2 protein-coding genes are annotated in these 2,099 nt (G+C 27.5%); one reads left to right on the forward strand and one right to left on the reverse strand.

Annotated features, from left to right (window positions below; translation table 11 throughout):
- Nucleotides 1–131 precede the first annotated feature (131 nt).
- Nucleotides 132–818, reverse strand: a complete 687-nt coding sequence (locus ACF91D_RS29880) for a DUF536 domain-containing protein (RefSeq protein WP_392438343.1) — start codon at nt 816–818, stop codon at nt 132–134.
- Between the two features lie 515 nt (nt 819–1,333).
- On the opposite strand from ACF91D_RS29880, the gene ACF91D_RS29885 reads away from it, so the two are divergent.
- Nucleotides 1,334–2,099: replication initiator protein A (locus ACF91D_RS29885; RefSeq protein ID WP_392438345.1), on the forward strand; the 766-nt coding region annotated here is incomplete at its 3' end.

Genomic DNA, 2,099 nt, shown 5'->3' on the forward strand with positions numbered 1-2,099 from the left:
GAATAAGACACTCTTTTCATAGAAAAAACACCTCCGTATGATTCATTTTAAATGAATTCAACGGAAGTGTTTTTATTTTATTCCCATTAGTTGGGGTCAGTTCACATGAGCTTGTAGCGCTTTTTATTGTGTTAATTACCAAACAACCGACTCCAGAAACCTTTTTTAGGTGGTTTTTCTTCCTTATCTTCGTATTCATTATCTATTTCTTCGAATTGTTTATCGTCTATTGTGGATGGTTCTTCATTGAGGTTTTCATTCTCTTTCTCTTCAGGTATATCTTTATGCTGCACCTCTGTAGGCTGTTCCCATTCTTGTTGTTGATCAGTATATTTAGACTCTCCAGTAAATGTTGCTTCTTGCGAATTAACGTTTTGTCTATCATTAACAGATGTATCAAAGGAATAATTAAGCTGTCTTTCTTCCTCTAATTGATTCTCTAATTTTTGAATCTTCTTATTACTTTCTAATGCTAATACTTGTTGATTCTCTAAAAGTCTATTAAGTGTATTTATTTGCTCTTTATCTCTATTTGATTGTTCTTTATATATATCTACCTGGTTATATAATTGTTTTATTGTCTCATCTTTCACCAGGTTATCATTATTAGGTTTAGCTTCTTCTTTTTTTTCACTTTCAAAATCATCATTCTTATTTTGATTTTTTCTTATTCGGTTTACTACTATAATTTCATCTTCACTGGTTAAGTAATTTACGTTATCGATTTTTTGAAATTTTACATTTGCTTTTTTAGCATTATTATAAACAGTCATTTTTGTTACGTTTAATTCATCGGCAATTTCCTTCATACTCTTCATATAACGGCCTCCATATAGTTATGCACATAACGTTTATACCATTATATAGCCATTATACTTGTTATTACAAGGACATATAATTTGCTATACGCATAACTCTATACGGTTATACGTATAGGTATATAAGGTTATATGTATAAGCTTTTAAACTAGTTATATAGGTGTTATACGCTCTTTATGCTTGCTATATAAGTGTTTATACGGTGTTATACGACATAACCATATAAAGACATTATACGAAGTTTTATCCTTCTTTGAAAATGCATACACTCAAATGTATATAAACAATTTAACAAAACTTTTAAAAGTGTTAATATAAATATATATAAAAGAAACCCAACTACGGGAATAGTCAGGTTTCTTCGGTAATAAAACAAGTGATTTGTTTGTTTATATAGTTGTTATATTCTTATTATATATACTAAGAATTATTAGTGCAAGTCGAATACATATAAACTTACTTAAAGCTTTTTTATTACCTCTTTTAGAAATTTAAATATGAAAGAGGTTTTTGTATGTCCAACTTTAATATTAAAGAAATCCAAAAAGAGAAATTTTATCAATTACCTAAAGTGTTTTTTACGAATCCTAAATATACTAAATTGTCTAATGATGCAAAAATAACTTGGTCAATACTAAGAGATCGTTTAGATTTATCCATAAGAAATAATTGGGTAGATAAAAATGGAGATATTTTTTTTATTTATACCAACGAAAAGCTTAAATCTATTTTAAATATCAGTAGTCCAAATAAGCTATCTAAAATAAAAAAAGAATTAACTCAAGCTGATTTATTCAATCAAATAAGAGTAGGTTTAAATAAACCTAATAAATTATATATTAAAAAACCGGAAGTAACAGAAGCTGATGTATATTATATTTCACAGCAAGAAAACGATATAGAACATCGCAATAACACGGATGTATCAAATTCATACGTCCAGAAATATGATAATGATACATCAAGAAATATTAATTTGATACATCATGACATATCAAAAGAATACACTAATGATACTGACCTAAGTAATACTGATTATATAGAGACTGAGAATAATGATACGCATGATATGAATGATACATACAACAATCCAATAAACAATAATCATTCGGATCATACAAATCATCAACAAACCGAATTTAATAATGATGCGCTTAAGTTCCAAGTACTCGAAGAATTGCCACAACAACTTCAAGACTATTTAAGTAAATTTGAAATTAGAGAAATACGAATTATTAAAAGTGTATTACTCAAAGGGAAGAAATCATTTAATAATGCAC

It is taken from the genome of Staphylococcus sp. 231237_7MaSpsaltlick, from assembly GCF_043107035.1.

Coding starts and splice junctions, on each gene's coding strand:
- ACF91D_RS29880 (WP_392438343.1), bottom strand. CDS start 818: ATGAAGAGTATGAAGGAAATTGCCGATGAATTAAACGTAACAAAAATG.